At 40.3% G+C, this 18,903-nt stretch carries 10 protein-coding genes and 2 pseudogenes; 11 read left to right on the plus strand and 1 reads right to left on the minus strand.

Annotation, left to right across the window (positions count from 1 at the left end):
- Positions 1-469: 469 nt before the first annotated feature.
- From DW182_RS14260 to DW182_RS14305, 9 genes and pseudogenes are all read left to right on the plus strand, one after another.
- Positions 470-994: pseudogene (locus DW182_RS14260) on the plus strand (HipA domain-containing protein); the annotation flags it as partial.
- Between the two features lie 390 nt (positions 995-1,384).
- On the plus strand, positions 1,385-1,936 hold the full coding sequence (locus DW182_RS14265; protein ID WP_117707057.1) for an RNA polymerase sigma-70 factor: 552 nt from the start codon (positions 1,385-1,387) through the stop codon (positions 1,934-1,936).
- 65 nt (positions 1,937-2,001) lie between these two features.
- Positions 2,002-2,946: a FecR family protein gene (locus DW182_RS14270; RefSeq protein WP_115503101.1), complete on the plus strand. Its 945-nt coding sequence runs from the start codon at positions 2,002-2,004 to the stop codon at positions 2,944-2,946.
- A gap of 251 nt (positions 2,947-3,197) precedes the next feature.
- Positions 3,198-6,599 carry a TonB-dependent receptor gene (locus DW182_RS14275; protein ID WP_233564162.1) on the plus strand — a complete coding sequence of 1,134 codons (3,402 nt, stop codon included), beginning with the start codon at positions 3,198-3,200 and terminating at the stop codon, positions 6,597-6,599.
- A gap of 30 nt (positions 6,600-6,629) precedes the next feature.
- A complete protein-coding gene (locus DW182_RS14280) occupies positions 6,630-8,111 on the plus strand; it encodes a RagB/SusD family nutrient uptake outer membrane protein (protein WP_115503232.1) in 1,482 nt (493 codons plus the stop codon).
- An 88-nt stretch (positions 8,112-8,199) separates the two neighbouring features.
- The gene (locus DW182_RS14285) at positions 8,200-10,668 is read left to right on the plus strand and encodes an alpha-galactosidase (protein ID WP_115503103.1); all 2,469 of its coding nucleotides are present in this window, start codon (positions 8,200-8,202) and stop codon (positions 10,666-10,668) included.
- 25 nt (positions 10,669-10,693) lie between these two features.
- Positions 10,694-12,271 carry a sulfatase gene (locus DW182_RS14290; protein WP_115503104.1) on the plus strand — a complete coding sequence of 526 codons (1,578 nt, stop codon included), beginning with the start codon at positions 10,694-10,696 and terminating at the stop codon, positions 12,269-12,271.
- 20 nt (positions 12,272-12,291) lie between these two features.
- Positions 12,292-13,911 carry a sulfatase gene (locus DW182_RS14295; RefSeq protein WP_115503105.1) on the plus strand — a complete coding sequence of 540 codons (1,620 nt, stop codon included), beginning with the start codon at positions 12,292-12,294 and terminating at the stop codon, positions 13,909-13,911.
- A gap of 655 nt (positions 13,912-14,566) precedes the next feature.
- The gene (locus DW182_RS14305; RefSeq protein WP_115503106.1) at positions 14,567-15,295 is read left to right on the plus strand and encodes an N-6 DNA methylase; all 729 of its coding nucleotides are present in this window, start codon (positions 14,567-14,569) and stop codon (positions 15,293-15,295) included.
- Between the two features lie 206 nt (positions 15,296-15,501).
- Here the strand turns inward: DW182_RS14305 and DW182_RS14310 are convergent.
- Positions 15,502-15,693, minus strand: a pseudogene (locus DW182_RS14310) (hypothetical protein); the annotation flags it as partial.
- 831 nt (positions 15,694-16,524) lie between these two features.
- Between DW182_RS14310 and DW182_RS14315 the strand changes: the two are divergent.
- On the plus strand, positions 16,525-18,186 hold the full coding sequence (locus DW182_RS14315; protein ID WP_233564163.1) for a beta-N-acetylhexosaminidase: 1,662 nt from the start codon (positions 16,525-16,527) through the stop codon (positions 18,184-18,186).
- A 72-nt stretch (positions 18,187-18,258) separates the two neighbouring features.
- Positions 18,259-18,903 carry a hypothetical protein gene (locus DW182_RS14320; protein ID WP_021968148.1) on the plus strand — a complete coding sequence of 215 codons (645 nt, stop codon included), beginning with the start codon at positions 18,259-18,261 and terminating at the stop codon, positions 18,901-18,903.

Genomic DNA, 18,903 nt, shown 5'->3' on the forward strand with positions numbered 1-18,903 from the left:
ACAAGGGGGCAGAATCGCTTGGTTTTAGGGGGCAGCTTACACTGGATTTTCCAACATGTATCACCTTTGTTTCTGTCTTTCTCATGCTTATTATTTGGAAGTCTATTTTTGCAAAACTACCAAATAATAAGCATTTGGAAGTTTTTATATCGTTAAACTACCAAAAAAAGGAAAAATAAAAAACAGCAAAAACCAAGCCGCCGGAAACCTCGTTTTGCGGCTCTATGACGGCTTTATTTTTCGTATCGGGGAAATATAAGCAAAGTAAAGAGAAAAGTAAATGGCGGCCATCGCTTGCTTTAATTAGATAGCTTCAAGTGTAAAGCTAAAGCTAAGCAAGTGTAAAGCAAAAACCGTTTCGTTTTAAACCAGCGTTCGTGTCCTATCCTTCTGAAACTCCTATGAATAAAGGCTTTCCGTGTAGTTCTTCACTATTCATATTTAAACCGCTTCGTTCTGTGCCCCATAAACGGAAAGGTTTGATCGCAAGGATGGAAACAAAATTCTTAGTCAAACTCTCGCTGCTATCATGCCAGGTGCAGATGATTATCTAAAGCTATGTTGGATAGCGGGAACTCTAAATCTTCCTCAAGAAGACAAAGATCAGATATTTATTAGAATGGTATTTAATTATGTCGCAGGTATATCTGATGACCATAATAAGAATATATCGTTTATTATGGATAAGACAGGAGTGTGGCGATTATCACCTGCATATGATGTAATGTTCACGGCAAATACATGGGATGATCCTTCTGCATACATTCATTCGATGGGTGTGATGGGCAAGAGATCAGCCTTGACCACAAGTGACTTTGTTAACTTTGCAGAGGATTTTGTGGAAGAGCCCGAAAAAAAGATATTACAAGTATTTAATGCAGTAGGCAAATTTCAATCATTGTGTGCCCAATATAATATAGATAAGGCTATATCTGATAAAATCCAACATGTGTTAGAGGGACTGGTTACTGACGATTTGAACTTATTACAATAATAAAATTTAGCGTTTCAAAGTGGATGATGTATAAATAGCCTAATCGTTGTCAAACTCCTACACTTGATACAAAAGGCTATCGTAAGAACTTATCCATTAGGCGAGCGTTCTCGTCTAAAGATGCGGGTGCGTTGCCATTGGATAGGTAGGCTGTAGGAGGTCTGACGACGTGTAGCAATAGCTCTGCATCTTTTTAAGTTAACACTTTAAACCATCTAAAGATTATATTTACACTTTCTGCTTGTACATTCAAAACTTTCTATATATATTTCCGCCCTGTTTCTGTAAAATCAGTCTGATACATTGGATTTAGTCACTTATACTATTGGATTAATCAGAAACATTCTTAAAACAAAATTTCAATCATATTTTAACAGGTTCTTAGTAATAATGTTACAAATCGAACAGTTTAACGACATCTATGTAAAGTACTACAGGAAAGCTTACCGTTTCTCTCTGATGTATGTACGAAACGACCAGGCAGCCGAAGATATAGCGACAGAATCCCTTATTAAGTTATGGGAAACAATGAATAAGGAAACCGTAGAGAAACCTTTGGTCTTGCTATTAGCAATACTCAAACATAAATCCCAGGATTACCTCAGAGTACAGATTAGCCACAAAGAAAGACTTGAGGCTATGGCTGAATGGCGGCGGCGGGAATTGTCCATTCGTATATCAACTCTTGAAGGATGCAATCCGGAAGATATTTTCTCTACAGAAATACAAACGATCCTAAATCATACTCTGGAAGAACTTCCCGAGCAAACACGGAACGTTTTTAGAATGAGCCGTTTCGAACAGAAATCCGGAAAAGAGATAGCACAAACATTAGGTATCACCGTAAAAGGGGTAGATTATCATATAGCCAAAGCATTGAAAGCTCTACGTATTTCTCTAAAAGATTACCTGCCTCTATTTTATTTTTTATTTTTCTATTAAAAAAGTTAGTTTGCTACTAGTGAACCTTTCCTAACTATCGTCTTATATATAAAGCAAAGAAAAATATGGATGATAAGTTACTACAATTATATTTCGAAGGACGTACAACTGATGAACAATCACGTTTGATTACGGAATGGCTAGATGCCGATGAGGTGAATATGAAACACTATCAGCAGCTATGCCGTTTATATGAGATAAGCTTCTGGCATGAGGTACCTGAAGTTATTACAAATTCTGTCCTAAAGAAGGTAAAATTCAGACATATTTGGCAAAAAGCAATAGAAGTAGCTGCTATCTTTATTCTAGGATTTATTTTGCATTATTGGATACATTTACCATTCGTAGATACAGAAGAAGATATTGCCATGCAAACCATATATGTTCCGGCAGGGCAGAATGCACAACTTACTTTAGCCGACGGTTCTCAGGTTTGGTTGAATGCCGGTAGTACACTAAATTTTCCTACCCGCTTCGCTAAAGGAAAACGAAAAGTTAGTCTCAATGGGGAAGGTTTTTTTGAAGTAAAAGCAAATAAAGACAAACCATTTATTGTATCTACATCCAATTATGATATCAAGGCGTTAGGAACCTCTTTTAATGTAAGAGCTTACAAGCAATCAAAAGATTTTGAAGCAGCTTTGTTAACTGGAAAAGTTGAAATTACCGATCATGCGACAAATCAAAAGCTTTCTTTGACACCTGATAATCGGGCTATATTGGAAAATAAGAAGTTAGTAGTTACTCCTATGCAGCACATAGACTATTTTCTTTGGCGCAAAGGAATTCTCTATTTTGATGAGTCACTGATGGAAGTTCTAAAAAAACTGAAATTATATTTTGATGTAAACATTCAGATAAACAACAAATTTATTATACAAAATAAAATACATTCTACTGCCAAATTTCGAACAAGAGATGGTTTATACCACATCCTAGATGTTTTGCAACTTACCCATCATTTTACTTACCAAAAAGATGATGAGAAAAATCTGATTATTATTAATTAATTCAACATATAAATTCTTGCAGAGATTGATTCTTATATAAATTTTATTGTTAAACCTTTAAATACTAATAGCCTATGACATAGATATAAAGAGTAAATAGAAAACCGGCAAGTGCTCCAACACTTACCGGTTAAGGGTTAGACTCCCGACCTTGAATAATTAATCGAAGTACTAACGTAATTGCATACAAAATTATGAATTATTTTTTGTATAAACAATCCATATCCGAAATTAAACACATATTTCGTATTATGAAAATCACAGTTATTGTCCTGTTCGCATGTTTTTGCAACCTTTTTGCAACAGAAGCCAATTCACAGAATGCAAAAATGTCTATACATGCCGACAATCTTTCCCTACGGGAAATCATTTATAAGATAGAGAAGCAAACCGAATACCTGTTCGTATACGACAGGAATGAGGTTGATGTAAACCGACAGATATCCGTGAATGCTGATAATGAATCTGTCTCTGAAGTTTTAAATAAAATATTTACAGGGACTAACATAGAATATAAATTAGTCGGAAAAAACGTTACGCTTATCAAACGTGATGACCTTTCTCGCCAAAATGGAATAAGCCAGCAATCAACTAAAAAAATTATCGGTATAGTCACTGATGAAAAAGGTGAACCGATAATCGGAGCGAATATAGTTGAAAAAGGTATCACTAACGGATGCATTACAGATCTGGATGGTAAGTTCATCATTACCAATGTGCACGAAAACGCTATTCTTCAAGTTTCCTATATTGGTTATCTCACTCAAGAAATTAAAATCACCAATCAGACTCATTTGAAGATAATCATGAAAGAAGATTCGGAAACTCTGGATGAAGTAGTAGTTATAGGTTATGGAGTTGTTAAGAAGAAAGACCTAACAGGATCTGTAGGTCAAATATCAGCCGGTTCTATGAAAGACCTGAAAGTATCACACCCTACACAAGCTATGGCCGGACAACTAGCTGGCGTGCAAGTTCAGCAGGTAGCCGGTTCTCCCGGACAAGCCGCCACTATCCGTGTGCGTGGAGCGGGTTCAATCTCCGCTTCCAGTTCCCCACTATACGTGGTTGACGGTTTTCCTTTAGGCGAACAAAATCTGAATTCGATCAATCCGAATGACATAGAATCTATAGAAGTATTGAAAGATGCCTCTGCATCTGCCATTTATGGTTCGCGTGCAGCAAACGGAGTTGTGTTGGTTACCACTAAGTCGGGTAAAGCCGGAAAAGTGAGTATAAACTTAGATATATATTATGGCTTTCAGAATGTCACTAAAAAAATGGACATGTTGAATGCTGAGGAGTTCGTTGCATTTAGTAGAGAAGCTTTCAACAATAATTATGTCGATCGTGTTCCGGGTGCATCACCCAATGATCCATTAGAAATGCGCCCTGCTGGTAACCGTTATCGCTATCCAGCCATATACGATGATCCAGAAGTTATGGCAGCCATAGGCAAAGGAACAGATTGGCAGGACGAAATTTTCAGGACGGCGCCTATTCAAAACTATCAGGTTTCTGTTAGCGGTGGGGATAGCAAAACAAAATATATGTTCTCTGCCGGATATTTCAATCAAGTAGGAATCATCATAGGAAGCGATTATGAACGTTTCTCAGCCCGTGCGAAAATTGAAAGTGAATTTACTAAATGGCTAAAAGTCGGGATCAATCTTGCGCCAACCTATATCAATCAAAACCGGGTGAACGAAGGACACTGGACGGGTGACGGAGTAATCATTCCGGCATTAGCAACCACTGCCCTTATGCCTGTTTATAATCCGGATGGAACCTGGTCTTCGCAAGCAGAATACGCTGTAGCTGGCGATGGTCTGAGTGGGGTTCCCAATGCTGTTGCTTTAGCAAAAGATATCGAAAATAAACGAGCCAATCTCCGCTTTTTCGGAAATATGTTTGCTGAAATTTCCATATTAAAAAATTTGAAATTTAAGACAACAATAGGAGCTGACATGATGAACTACAGAAGTAAGTTTTTCCGCCCATCTAACGTTCCTAAAGGTGGAACGGTGGCTCCACTTCCTTCAACTGATAGAAAAGGTAATACTGAGAACAAAGAAGTTTTTAATTGGCTGAACGAAAATACACTAAGTTATTTCACTTCTTTCGGAGCTCATGAAATTGATGCTGTAGCTGGGCTTACCTTCCAAAAGAACACTTACAATCAGAGCAAAGCGGAAGGTTCGGATTTTCCTGACGATATTATCCGTACCTTGAATAATGCAAAGGTAAAAAGCGGTTCTTCTGATATGAATGAATGGTCACTGATTTCTTATCTGGCTCGTGTGAATTATCGATATAACAATAAATACTATCTGACAGCTTCGATTCGTTCAGATGGTTCTTCCTGCTTCGGAAAAGACAATCGCTACGGTTATTTTCCGTCGGGGTCAGTAGCCTGGAGAATCTCACAGGAAAAGTTTATGAAAAATATCCAGTGGATTAGTGATATGAAAATACGGGCAAGTATTGGTTTAACCGGAAACAACAGCATGTCGGACAATTATGCATCAATCGGTACGATGAGTAATGCAAATTATGTATTTGGTTCCGGAACTGGAAATGTTGTTGCCGGATCAGCACAAGACAGTTTTTCCAATCACGCTCTGACTTGGGAAAAGACTTTGCAATATGATTTGGGATTTGAGTTCTCCATATTCAAAAATCGTTTATCGTTTATGTTGGATTTATATAAGCGCAGAACAACCGACCTATTGCTTAATGTAGATATTCCAACCATCACTGGCTTTTCCAAAGCTTGGCGTAATATTGGTAAAGTAAACAATAAAGGGATTGAATTCACAATCAATTCTGTCAATGTGATGAATAAAGACTTTAGTTGGACCACCAATCTGAATATGTCCATGAACCGTAATAAGGTGGTTGAGCTTGGTCCCGCAGGTGACCCGATACAAAGCGACGGTGGTGCTGGAACAACGCACATTACAATGATTGGTAAACCGATGGGAAATTTCTATGGTTATAAACAAATAGGCGTTTATATGAACCAAGCCGATCTGGATAACAGTCCCCATTTGGCCGATTCGCATGTGGGTGATGCTAAATATGCCGATATAAACAAAGACGGAATAATTGATGCCGATGATCGTACCATTATCGGAAACAATGAACCTAAATTTTCTTGGGGGATGACTAACCAGTTGACATACAAGAATTTTGATCTCAGTATAGTACTACAAGGTGTTCATGGCCGAGATGTACTGTTCTTAGGAAAACGTTTTTTTACACAATTAGAAGGAAATATGAATCAGATGCGGGAAGTGCTCAACAGATGGCAATCTGAGGAAAATCCGGGAGACGGCAAAACTCCACGCGCAAATGCCTTGACTACGGGACAAAATAATGCCGTTTCAACCCGTTGGGTGGAAGATGGTTCTTTTATACGGATCAATAACCTGACGCTGGGTTACACTTTGCCTAAGGTACTTACTCAAAAGTGCGCTATGCAGAATGCCCGGGTATACATGTCTATCCAGAATCTGGCGACATTCACCAGTTATAGCGGATTCAACCCTGAAACAAGCCATAAAGAGGATAGCTCGCTGGCACCGGGAACCGACTATGGAATGTACCCGTTGAACCGAACTTTCACGGTTGGCGTAAATGTGACTTTCTAATTGTTAATACCTAAAAACAAAATAATGAGTATGAAAGCAATATATAAAATAGTAGCATTAGGCTTGTGTTTAGGCCTTATATCCTGTAGCGATTTTCTGGACTTACAACCGAAAAATAAATTAGGGGGGGAACAGTTTTATCAAACAGCGGAACAATTTACAATGGCCGTCAACGGTGCGTACTCCACACTTCAGGAAGGCGGTCAATATGGCAACTGGTATGTTTTTTCGGAAATTCCATCGGACAATACACACAATTTACTTTCCGGTTCCGTAGTCGATCAAGATGAATTCGATAAGTTCTATATCCGTACTACGAATCCTTATATTGCCAATTTTTGGAATAAGAGCTATGCTTGTATTAATCGTGTTAATACGGTTTTAGATCGTATCGATAATATAGATATAGACGAAACGCTGAGTGACCGGTACAAACTGGAGTGCAAATTTCTCCGGGCATTGACTTACTTTAATCTTGTTCGTGTGTATGGAGACGTTCCATTAGTATTGCATGAAATAAGTATCAATGAATCATATAAATACATGAGAGATCCAAAAGAAAAAGTATACGAACAAATCATTGCCGACCTAAAAGAAGCCGAAGCATTGCCTATATCTTATAAAGAAGACAAGAATATTGGTCGGGCAACTTCAGGAGCTGCCAAAGCTTTATTAGGCAAAGTATATCTGACACTGAACAAATACTCGGAAGCCGAAACTAAACTAGCCGAAGTGATAAATAGCAAAGTGTACGCACTTTTAGAGAACGAGGCAGGCTCGTTGAACAATAAGGGCTATGCCAGTGTATTCCATGCGGATAATCACAACAACAAAGAAACCGTTTTCGAAGTTCAGTTCAAGAAAGGCGGATACGGAGAAGGTAGTGATTTCCCGAACACATTTGCGCCTTTCAACTCAGGAACCAATGTTGTCCAAGTAGGAGGAACGGGAGGTAACAACATTCCGGAAATGGATATGTATAACGCATACGAAGATGGCGACTTGAGACGTGACTTTTCCATGGCACTCGGCTATAATGATTCACGTAAAGACGGAAAATGGGTAGAATCACGCTATGTGAAAAAATACTTCGACATCCCTTATCAAAATGGCGATAGTAACAACAACTTCCCGGTAATCCGTTATGCCGACGTACTTTTAATGTATGCCGAAGCATTAAACCAAAATGGAAAAACAGCGCAGGCATGTGATTACCTCAATCAAGTGCGCCGTAGAGGATTCGGTTACCAGACAACCGAAACTTCTCCCGTAGATATTAAAACTTCGGATAAAAATGAATTCTTCCTGATCGTTGAACACGAACGCCGTGTGGAACTGGCTTTTGAGGGGCACAGATGGTTCGATTTAATCCGCACCGGCCGTGCGATTGAAGTTATGACGAGTAAAGGTTTTAAACTCAACGAGACCAACCTCACTACTCCGATTCCGCAGAAACAGGTTGATGTAAATCCGGAATTGAAACAAAATGATTATCAGATTACGCCTAAATAAATAAAAATCATTGAGGTGTATCACAAGCTCCCCTCCGGATAAAAAGGAGTGGACTTTTGATACACCCCTCAATACCTCAACAAATTCAATGAAACTTAAGAACATCTTTTTACTAATCATTTTATTCTTTTATTGTGATAATGATATGCTGGCTAACGGATACATGGCTGGAAAGGAGTTCATCTATGAAAATACAGAGATGCGGCAGATATTATCATTTGAGAATAATACGATCTCCGTCCGATCGGTATTCGATAAGAAAAACCAGAAAGAATTGATAGCTGAAAATGCGCTTCCTTACTTCGAATTTCAGATTAACAAAGAAACAGTGCTCTCATCCATGCCGGTATGGGAATTTATTAAATACGAAGAAAGAAGTTTGGTTAATCAAGGTCTGGAGTATATTTTTTATTTTAAGGGTAAGGGAGCATACAAAGGCTTGAAAATAGAATTGTACCGACAATATTTTCAGAACTCAACACTTACCAGAGAGAAGATACAACTGAAATCGACCAAAGGACACAATTTTCAGTTGAATAAAAAGGAAGGAAAACTACATTTCATTTACCCAAGGTTATCTCTCAACAATAATATGAAAGGGGCTATACAGGAAATACAAATAGCTAATTACCAGCATTGGAATCATACATTTTATCCCTCTATTAGAAATCATACGCTGACGGATAGCGGTGAACTTTTCCTGAAAGGTCCTTTCTCTGTAACCTGCACGGGAAGTCATAAAGTAATGTTAACGTACGAACATGCCTCACAAGATGGAGCACAAGGTTTCCGGTTGTCGGCAGTCACCTCCATAAAAAAAGGGGATATTGACGCTAATCAAGGAGTAGAAGGAGATGAAACAGAAATAAAAGATGAAAATTTTTGGTTCATTGCTCACCATTACAGTCAAAACGGAAATACTCGGACAATAGCTACAGAACTAATAAGAGGAGGTTATTTCGATAATGAGAAAATACCATGCGACTCTTTTTACGAAACCGTATGGAATAGTTTCAGTTTTATCGGAAAAGATGAACAGATTGAACCGTTGATACACAATTATCTTTTCAGCCAAATAACAGAGCATCCTAAATCCCGGGAATCTCATTTTTATTATAATACCTGGGCCATGCAAAGAGAACTAAATAAGAAAGGGCATGATTTAAGAGAGGTCTTGACAGAGGAGCGAATACTCCGAGAAATTGACTATGCTGCTCAGATGAATATTGAACTTTTTGTACTCGACGACGGATGGGAAGAAGCGTTAGGTGTATGGACTCCACATCAAAAACGTTTACCTAATAAATTAACCCCACTTGTTAACCGGATGAAAGAGCATAATATGATACCAGGGATCTGGTTATCTCCGATGGCAATAGATAGCCTCTTTAAAAGATACCGACAACATCCTGAATGGATTATCCGCCGATCCGACGGAGTTCCTATTGTAGCACAATGGGGAAAACCAGTATTTGATATCGTAGGACCTTTTTCTGATTTATTTCTTGAAGATTGTAAAAGACTGATTGATCAAGGTATTCGTTTTTTTAAATGGGATGCAATGAATACTTTCAATAGTTCTTTGGCCGGTCTCAATCATGGAGATAATAGCCATACAAAAAAAGAAAGGATAGAAAGATATAATTATCTTTTCCCTTTTTATGTAACCCGTATTATGAAAGAGTTACGGAAATACAATAACGATGTAGTTATAGAAGTAGACCTTACAGAGCCGGAACGGTGCATGATTGGATTGATGCCTCTACAAGAGGGAATATTCTTTTTCATCAATAATGGTGCATCCGCTTATGGTGACTATTCCACTTACCGAACTAAATCTATGCGTACGGTCATTAATGATTATGGACATTTTTTCCCAAAAGAGTTGTTTACTTATGCAGTTTACCCGCATGATGTAGCACCATACCACGCACAACATTATAATATAAATAACACATTAATTGCCGGGCATGGTTTTTGGGGAGATCTAAGCCAACTTACTCCCAAAGAAAGGATTGGCATCGGTAAAACATTAGCAAAAGCTAAACGGGTAAGACCCTATATTCACGGTATAATGACCGATTATAATGTTAACGTAGGAGCATCACCGGAGATATACACCCAGGTAGATTCCGTGCATGCTTTCGGACAGATTATCGGATTCAGCGGATCAAAGACCAGACTCCCTTACAAATTAGATTTGAATCGGTCACAACTACTTGGAATCTTAAATCATTCTTACACAAGTAATCCCAAAACTATCAACATGGACTTCAATTTCAATAAACCGGACGATACGATAAGCGCTTTTCTTATTGGAAATAAAGGAGAAAAAGTATCCGTCATTTCATCCACAGGACAGTTGGACGATATACGGTTAGAAAACAACCTGCTGGTCATTAAGGTTGCATCAGCTTCAACCGTGTGTATAAAATATGAAGATAAGAAACCGATAAAAATTATCGGAGGAAATGTGCTATCACAGAATGTAAATGAAATTACCTTATATTCAAAAGGAAGTAGGGATATATCCATTACATTTGAAAACATTCTATAATACTTTCGATTAATAATGATATAAAATGAAAAAAATATTTATTCCTTTATTCCTAGTTACCGGAATAAGCAACCTATTTTGCAAACAGGCTGAAGAAAAACAACGTCCTAACATCCTGTTCTGCATTGCCGACGACATATCTTATCCCCACATGCAAGCATATGGAACGCCCTGGCTCCACACACCCGGTTTCGACCAAGTATCACAAAAAGGCCTGTTGTTTCAGCGCATGTACACTTGTAATGCCAAATCATCGCCCTCCCGAGCCTGCATTATTACAGGACGTAATTCCTGGCAACTGGAAGAAGCCTGCAATCACTGGCCCGATTTCCCTGCAAAATTCAAATCTTATCCCGAGGTATTGGCTGAGAACGGCTATAAGGTAGGAGCAACAGGAAAAGGCTGGGGACCCGGTTTTGCTAACGACTCGTTAGGAAATGCACGAAATATAGTCGGGAAAATGTGGAATCAGATCAAATTGACACCCCCGACAAAAGGAATATCCAATATTGATTATGCAGCCAACTTTCAAGAGTTCCTCAGAAATAAGTCCGAAGACCAGCCTTTCTGTTTCTGGTATGGGGCTTTGGAACCACATAGAGGATACGAATTCGGTTCTTCTTTAAAAGCTGGAAAAAATATTAATCAGATTGATTCTGTTCCATCTTTCTGGCCGGACAATGAGGCAGTACGCACGGACATGTTGGATTATGCGCTGGAAATAGAACATTTTGATAAACACCTAGTCGCTATTCTTCAGATATTGGAAGCGGCGGGAGAACTGGAAAACACAATCGTCATTGTTACTGCCGATCATGGAATGCCGTTTCCTCGCGCCAAAGGACAAGAATACGAATACTCTAATCATGTCCCGTTTGCCATGATGTGGAAAAAAGGGATAACGAAAGCCGGACGGGAGATAAAGGATCTTCTGAGTTTTATTGACCTGGCACCTACAATTCTTGCTGTAGCCGGCATACCGGAAGATAAATCGGGGATGCAACCGATAGAGGGTAAAAGTTTTCTCGACCTGTTAACAAAAGAAGACAGTAAATCGCAGAAGGACTATGTTCTGATCGGTAAGGAAAGACATGATGTGGGACGCCCAAACGATCAAGGATATCCTATCAGAGGTATTATAAAAGGCGACTTTCTTTATCTGATAAATTTTGAAACCAGTCGCTGGCCGGCGGGAAATCCAGAAACAGGATATATGAATGTAGACGGCAGCCCGACAAAAACAGAAGTATTAAAAGCGCGCCGGAATCCCGAAACGGAGAGCTACTGGCAGCTTTCTTTCGGTAAACGGCAGGAAGAGGAACTGTATAATATCGCAGAAGACCGGGAATGTATGGCAAATTTGGCAGAAGATGCTAATTACAATGTATTGAAAAAACAAATGCGGAGCGAACTTCTACAAAAGCTGACAGAACAGCAGGATCCAAGGATGCTTGGTCAGGGGGATATATTTGACTCATATCCGTATATGGGATCTGCCCGAGATGCATGGAATCGTATAAAAAAAGGTGAAAGTGTTCCGGCACGCTCAATAAACAAGTCAGATTTTGAACCGGAAGCATCCGGATTGAAAGTTAACTTTTGAATTAAAATATAAATAATATCATGAAACATTTATCTGGAATAATTTTTCTCTCCATTAGTTCAGGAGTTTTAGGCGGATGCAAACAACATCAGAAAGAAATGATAAAACCGCCTAATATACTTTTTGTAATCAATGACGATCAGACGTATATACACACAGGATTTGCTGGAAGCAAGTTTGTCCACACCCCTGGTTTTGACAGAGTAGCAGCCAACGGAATCTATTTTACCAATTGTTATGCCGGATCACCGGGAAGCGCGCCATCCCGGAGTACATTGGTAACGGGGCGTCATCATTGGCAAAATAAACAGGCAGGACAGCATGCTTCGTCCTGGATGAAAGAATTCATTCCCTTTGTTGATCTTCTCAAAGCAAATGGTTACCACACCGGATTTACCGGAAAAGGAGTTGACCCTTTCCGCTACGCCCAGAATGAGAAAGATTCACTATGGAGAAAAGAGAATGCAGCCGGACATGCCTACAATAAATACCGATACACAAAAAACGATTCGTCGGATCCGAGAACTGCAGGAGGGATTGGATTGATAGACTATTTTAGTAACTTCCATGATTTCATGCAACAACGCAAACCGGACCAACCTTTCTATTTCTGGTACGGTTCAACCGAACCCCACCGGGCTTATGAAAAAGGCTCATGGAAGCGTAATGGAAAAGAACTTGTTCAGGTTGATGTACCCGGTTTTTTTCCCGATACAGATGAGATAAAGGGAGATATGCTTGATTATGCCGTAGAGATAGAATGGGCAGACTCTCATCTTTATAAAATGCTGAATTACCTAGACTCCATCGGTGAACTTGACAATACGGTCGTTATGGTAACGGCCGATAATGGCATGCCTTTTCCGCGTGCAAAAGCAAACTGCTTCGAATATGGTGTACATGTGCCCCTGGCAATCAGTTACCCGAAAGGGTTTCCGGGTAAACGGCGGGTGGACGATTTGGTAGGTTTTGTAGATATCGCGCCAACCATTCTAGAACTTGCGGGAGTGGAACCTGATGGAATGCTTCCTATTTCAGGGCGAAGCATTGTGAATATTCTCCGGTCCGAAAAAAATGGCATTGTGGATGAAACCAGGAAATATGTATTTATGGGCCGTGAGCGGCACTCCTCTTCCCGTTGGGAAAACCTTGGATATCCGCAGCGCGCCATACGTAGCAGGGAACACCTCTTTATCTGGAATATAAAACCAGAACGTTGGCCTGCCGGTGCACCTCAGGCAATCAATAATGAAACGGGGAAAGTTTACCCGATGTACGGCATCGATGAAAAAGGTATTCATCATTCCGGATGGGCATTTACTGATGTTGATGATGCACCGTCAAAGTCATTTCTGATCGAGAATTATAAAGATCCTGTCATACACCCCTATTTCTGCATGGCATATGATAAACGTCCTGAATTCGAATTGTATAATGTGAACGACGATCCATTTTGTTTACATAACTTAGCCGGTAACGCTAATTATGTATCAGTCGAAAAAGAACTCAAAACAGCTTTGCAAAATGAAATGGAGCGTTCAGGTGATCCTCGTATGATCGGTCCTGATAAGGAGATATTCGAAACTTACATCCGTTATAGTCCGATTCGGATATTCCCTAAACCGGATTGGGAAAAATGAGAATTTATAAGGAATCACATTTGAAAACCCCTAAATCTTTAGTTTAGAGAATGAAAAATGCAGGGTAGCATAGGCTACCCTTGGCTTTCGATATACTTTCTGATAGTCTCCTGGCTGACATTTCCGGGGATGACCGACCTCGTGTCCTAAAAAGCAATGGCAGGAAGAAGCAGGAAAAGAGAGAAAGTATTAGTATCTCCGAAGCCGCTAAGTCTTTAGCTTAGCGGTAGTTCACATAATGCATATCCCCACAATTTCCTATTTTTCTTTTTTTACCCCGTTGTGGAACACAACGGGAGAGTGGACTTTTTGCGCTCCTTTTTTTTCTCTCTCTTTTACCTACCGGCATCCTCATATTGTATGCCCTTACTGAGTTATCAACCTTATCTATACGGCAAAGGATGTTTCGTAGCCTGTAGCTCCTTCAAGGCAAACCCTACGGGTATGGGCTGAAATCTCCACACCTGCGGGTAGTATTTAATCCCATAGCCTTGTATAAGCTGTCTACAAAACTAAAAACGCCTATAGATAAGGTTGATAACTCAGTAAGGGCATAAGTTTTTAAAAAAAGTCTGCCGTTAGAAGAGAGAACGAAAAAAGTGATATAGATAGGTTTCAAATCTAGACGAGCATTAATCTTTAAAACAATAATAATATGATTTCAAAAGAGTTTCAAGCGCATTATGACAGGCTTTGTTATAGCCGAAGTAGGGAAAATGTATTCTGTGATTTTTTAGATGTAAGCCTCTATTGTCTATCTGCAGGTATGTTGTCAGAGGATTATTTGAGGGTAGAGAAACAATATACAAAGGAAGAAATGCCTCTTTTCTTTGAAATGCTCCATATTATTGCCGATGCTTCGGAAGACTTCGAGGATGCTTTAGGGGGCGTGTTCATGCAATTTATTTCAAATGGCCACAACGGACAATTTTTCACTGACAATCATATAGGAAGAATGATGGCTTTCGCTGTCAGATGTGACGAGCTAACACCCGAACAGTCCGTTTGTGATCCAACTTGTGGTTCAGGTACATTGTTATTGGCAGCCGCAAAGACATGTGCAGATAAAAATCAGGGCAGGAGACCTAGATGCTTTGGTTCTGATATTGATATTATATGCGTGAAAATGGCAGTTGTCAATATGTTAATGAACTCAATTCCCGGTGAAATTGCATGGATGAATGCTCTCACTATGGAGCACTGGAGAAGTTATTGCATAGATCTGATACTGATTGGTGGAATATGGTTTCCATCTTTGAAGGTGAAAGGTGCAGGAGAAACTTGTTTTATTAAGCGCCTGGAACAAACGTTTGAAAAAAGCCCTGAAATAAAAGAGCAAATCACTGAAAAAGCAAGACCGTTACAGTTGTCTTTGAACTTCTAAAGTAAAAGCCTCTATAATCCTTAAACGGTTACGGAGGCTTTTATATTTCCCAATTTTTTCGATTGTGAAAGTCATTGTCCTAACAGAACATTAACAGCAAAATTCACAGTGATTGTCGTGCCTGATCCCATCTTGTATGTCCATATCACTGATGAAATGTTAGACGAACGAGCCTCAACGCATCTATATTTAAACCGTATATTGTATTCATGTTCTTCATTTTTATTTTCATTATTATTAGGTTGATTGGGTACTGTTGCCCAATACTTTTTCAGTCCGTTAGATATAGCTTGGGTGTGAGTGGCTGATTTTGTTCTACCTCTTAGACTTTGGCTAATCTTTTGTTTGGTTGTATCATTCAGTTGTCGATACTGTCTTTTGTAGTTGTTATTATCCATAGTTTATTTGTTTTATACATATATAAATATGTGGTTTAGTAGGAAAGTAAAGTCTAATAGGCTGAATTTTCAAAAAAATATCTGGAAAATTTTTGATGGATGGCTAACAGCTAGGTCTTTATCACACCTACTAAAATAGTACTTTCTGAGTCTCGGATTACGGCGTTAAATTGTTGTATATTAATTTATTATAGTTGTATTTTATAGGTGTACTGATATTTTTGTCCTTATTACTATACTTGCTAAATACTCTCTATAATTTTGCTAATTTGTGGCGTTGATTGCAGATAATCTACTATTTCTAGAAAATCATTCCAAAGGTTCAATATTTCATCCGTTAAGGGTACTTGATTAGAGCTCCATGAATCATTGATTTATGGAGTTTTATTCTTTTAGGCATCTTCTTGTTTCTCTACTCTTTACATTCCACACCGCTATGCTTTAAACTCTTTATTGATAGGTACTTCCGGGTGGTATGGGCAGCAATGCGAGGCGTAGAAGGCAGATAAACTTGCATTTACCCTATTCTTTTTGTTGATTTGCTTAAAGGAAAATGCCCGGATGCCCGGTTCAAAACTTTATTTTCCAATTGCGGGCTGTCCGTTTTCCAACTGCGGGCTGCCGGGCCCCCACATGGAAACTGTCGGGCCTGCAATTGAAGGACAAAGATTTGTCGGTACCAAAATGGGAAAATGCATCAGGCCAAAGCATGTTTTGCCTTGGGCATTACTTCATTTTTCCCTTTATTCCGGGCGAATGATTAAGCAGCTTTCCGTAAAAGCCTTATATTTGCAGTATAAATCATCATCATCTATGTACTTAAAGAAAATTATGGCTGCAACCCTTGCCCTTACTGCGCTTGCCGGGCAGGCACAGGAGAAACCTTTCAACATCATTCCCGAACCGGTGGAAATTACCGTGACCGGACAGGGAGAGTTTCAAATCCAACGTAATACGATGATTCGTGTGTCGGAGCCTGCATTGGCTTCCTCGGCTACGTATCTGGCGGATTATATGGACCGTTATCTCGGCATACCGCTGCAAACGGAAATTCCTAAGACGGGTAAATCCCGGAGGAAAGGGAATCCTGCGGTAGAAGCAATCACTCTGAAACCTGGTGAACCAGCTTGTATCGTTCTAATTAACCGGAAGAACGGAGAGGTTTCCGGTGGTTATCAGTTGGAGATTATTCCGGCGGAGGGCATACGCATTGAAGGAAATGACGAAGCAGGTGTTTTCTATGGTGTGCAGACACTGATACAATTGCTGCCTACCCGTGCCGGAGTGTTGCCTATCCTTCCGGCTGTGAAGGTGAATGACTATCCCCGCTTTACCTATCGGGGCATGCATCTCGATGTGGTGCGCCATTTCTTTCCGGTATCATTCATTAAGAAGTATATCGATTATCTTGCACTGCATAAACTCAACTATTTCCACTGGCATCTGACAGACGACCAAGCCTGGCGTGTTGAAATGAAATGCCGACCGGAACTGACAGAGAAAGGTTCCGTCCGTGAAGGGGAAATCCTCGGACTTTATCCGGGAAAATACCAACCGTTGCCTTATGGCGGATATTATACCCATGAAGATGTGCGCGAGATAGTGCGCTATGCTGCCGAACGTCACATCACGGTGATACCCGAAATAGATATTCCCGGTCACTGCATGGCTGTCCTTGCCACCTATCCGCAATTCAGTACTACGCCGGATGAGCCGAAGAAAGCGGCACTGACGTGGGGTATCTTCAATAAATTCAGTAACGTGCTGGCGCCCAAACCGGAAGTTTTCGACTTTCTGAAAGATGTGTTTTCTGAATTGTGTGACTTGTTCCCCGGCCAATATATCCATGTTGGCGGAGACGAATGTGCCAAGCGTTGGTGGCAGGAGTCGGAAGAAACGCAGCAATTCATGCGTGAACATGGACTGAAAGATGAGAAGGCATTGCAAAGTTACTTCGTTCATTATGTGCAAGATGTGGTGAACGGTAAAGGAAAGACGCTTATCGGTTGGGATGAAATCCTTGAAGGAGGTATTTCGGAAGATTGCATCGTGATGAACTGGCGCCGTCCGGAATTTGGAAAGAAGGCGTTGAAGACGAATCACCGCACCATATTTACCTGCTCTGCCTGGTCGTACTTCAATCTGAAAGAGAGCCGTACCCAAGTGGAAATCGGTCCGCGTGGTCCGTTGCCTCTGGAGAAAGTATATGGTTTTCAGATTGTGCCCGATTCGCTGACTGCGCAACAACAGAAACTTGTCTGGGGAGCACAGGGGTGCTTGTGGACTGAATACATCCCTACTACCTGGAAAGCAGAGTTTGCCGTTTTCCCACGTATGTCGGCACTGGCGGAAAATGTCTGGTCGCCTTTGGAGAAGAAGAACTGGGAGAACTTCTCCCGTAAAGTAGAGACGCAGTATGAACGTTATGAACTTTGGGGGGCGCGCTATTCCGAAGCATTCTTCCGTACGCAAGACGTGGAACGAAAAAGATAACAGAAAAAGCTGTCGGTATGCAGTACTTTTCTTTTTTTTGCATTTAATAAGAAAAACGCTATACAAATCATTATGAAGTACTTGCTTTGTTTCCTTGTAGGGGTGTTGTTAACTACCTCTCTGTACGCCCAAAGTGCAGGTGATAAAAGGTCCTCTTTTTCTGTTCATGCCGGACCGTCATGGTATTTGGGACAATTGATGGGAATCACCGACAGATCGGATGCCTATCGCAGTGATTTACGAAAAGGAGTGGCTTGGGATGTCAGCTATCTGGCACAAGTTGCCGGCCGGAAGTTTCAGTTCGGGGTGGGAGCGCTGTATCAGGGAAGTTCCTATAAAAATACGCACGACACCGGGGCGGATAAGATTCTGATGCACTACATGGCGCCGCAGGTTTCTTTGACGATGGTGAAGAAACATTATCAACTTCAGTTGGCAGGTGGAATAGGCTATCAGTTCTATAAGGATAAGAGTAAGGTGTATGGCAAGCCGCGGGATGTTTCGATGAATAAACTTGCAGGTAACCTGGCCCTCTCGGGCGAGTATTTCCTGACGAGCCACTGGGGAGCTTCGGCCCGCCTGAACTGGCTGGCATCCAGCACAGAAACTTATTCGGTGAAGTATCACGATGAGAAGTGGAATGTGGAAAAACCGAAAACCGGTACCGGTTATTTCGGTCAGTTATCTTTAGTCTTCGGTTTAAACTATCATTTTTGA

The organism is Bacteroides sp. AM16-24 (assembly GCF_003471885.1).
Lineage (GTDB): Bacteria > Bacteroidota > Bacteroidia > Bacteroidales > Bacteroidaceae > Bacteroides.